This window comes from Mesorhizobium sp. LNHC229A00 (assembly GCF_000502415.1).
In the GTDB taxonomy this organism is placed as follows: Bacteria; Pseudomonadota; Alphaproteobacteria; order Rhizobiales; family Rhizobiaceae; genus Mesorhizobium.
Window position 1 is genome coordinate 1 of sequence record NZ_AYWQ01000063.1, and the last position, 1,759, is coordinate 1,759.

Sequence of the window (1,759 nt, forward strand, 5' to 3'; positions counted from 1 at the left end):
CTGATCGATTTTCGAACGTAAAACCCCATAGCCCAATCCCCCCAACTCAACTGCCGTACCGGCTAAGGCGCCAGTGTTTTGTCCGCCATTCATGGTTTGGCGCCACCAACCGGCGCCAATTTTGATCGCTGCCTCACCCTTATCTCAATGCGTCTTCGAGCCCTCACATCGCCCATCTGCGCTCCGTCGGTGAGATGATCGCCGGGCAGGATGAGCTGACCACCTGACATCGGCAAAATCGTAAACCCCTTTAATGCGGGCATGTCACTGAGCACACTCGTAACTGAAATCGCGCGCGCCAGCCCAAGGCCGGCATTGTCGGCGGGATGGAGTGAGCCGATTTCCACTTTCCCTGACAAGACCGGTTGAAGCCCCTTGTCCATGTTGGAGGATTCGCCCGCCATCGCTTGTTCGTCCGTGTGTCCAATCACCTCAATCACGTCGACACCGTACGAGGTCGCAGTGCCGGCGATTGTCTTCGAAAGATCGCGCAACTTTGTTTTGAACGGAACCGAGAGCTCTGCGCTTCCGGTATCGAAATTATAGCCATCCAGTTCGCTGAGACTAATGATCGGCGGCCAATCGTGAGGTTTTGTTACTTGCGCCGGCTCTGCAGCCTTCTTGAGCGCATCAGTCAGATCCTGCAGCCCTTTGTCGGTGCCGATGTAACCAAATTCTTTCAAGACCTTCGCCGCATCGATCATGGCCTTGGCCTGGTCAACGCTTATGTTTTTGTCCGCAAGGACCTTCGCGACAGGAGCATTTCGCACGACTTCCTCCAGGGAAATACCTGCTTCCTTGACCGACCTAACAGCATCCTTGGCCAGGACCAGCTCGCGCCATTCTTCGTCGGGAAGGGTTCCTCGGATCGAGGGCTGAAACACCGCTTTTATCTGAGCCAGAAGCCGCTTGTTTTCGGCTTCGAGCTTCTGGACGTTCTCCTTGTTTGATTGACCGGCTCGCAGTGCCTCATCGGTTTCTTTCTGCTTTTTCGTGATGATAGCACCGGCAGCAAGCAGCAGGCAGAACACCAAAAGCAGCATCGTCTCGGCCATGGTCAGGCCCAATATCAAACCGCGGCCGTAACCCTTGCGCTCGAAGGCGACCGAAGTCCCGCCAGCCTCACTCACCGGCCCCACCAACTGTTTCGCTTAGGCGGTTCCGTTCGTTCTGCGGGAGACTCGTTTCCCAGAGATTGGAAAGCGTCTGGTTGGGGCTCAGGCTCGACCCTAATCGGTGCGCTCTCGACGGTGTCATTTGCGGCCAGACCTGCCAGTGGCTGTTCGATCGCGATAGGAGCGTTGATAGGGGGAGCAGGCCTCGGCGCGTGGAGTGTTCTTCCTGCCAAGGTCGCGACAAGGTCTCCGGTGTCCTTGCTTTGCTTTTGCACCACTTCAGCAAGCGCCTGGTTCAAGCGCTGTTGCGCTTGGACGCTCTCCGCTGTTTGCTCTGCGGCTGCCACAGCCCTTTCCACACCTGCGGCCACTTTAGCCACAGCATCAACGATGCCCGCCATGCGGGCTTGCTGTTCCTGCGAAGCCGTCTCTGTTTTGACAGCATACTGAGCGACCGCGCTGCCAAGGAGTTTCACCATCGGCGCCAGATCGTTCTTAAGGACCTCATCAGGGACGACAACCTTCTCCAACTTGGTGGCTACGCTGTCGGCCTGTTCACCCAGTCTGCCAACTGACGAGGACATTGAGCTGTTGGCTTTGTCGAGCAAATCGGCTGCCGCCTCGACTCGCTGTGCGATCGACGA

General features: G+C 57.2%; 2 protein-coding genes. Both read right to left on the minus strand.

Going from position 1 to position 1,759, the window contains the following annotated elements:
• Positions 1-89: 89 nt before the first annotated feature.
• Positions 90-1,130 carry an OmpA family protein gene (locus X742_RS140620; protein ID WP_023775565.1) on the minus strand — a complete coding sequence of 347 codons (1,041 nt, stop codon included), beginning with the start codon at positions 1,128-1,130 and terminating at the stop codon, positions 90-92.
• On the minus strand, positions 1,127-1,759 hold a 633-nt coding region (locus X742_RS0139365; protein WP_210164357.1), incomplete at its 5' end, for a hypothetical protein. The genes X742_RS0139365 and X742_RS140620, both read right to left, overlap by 4 nt.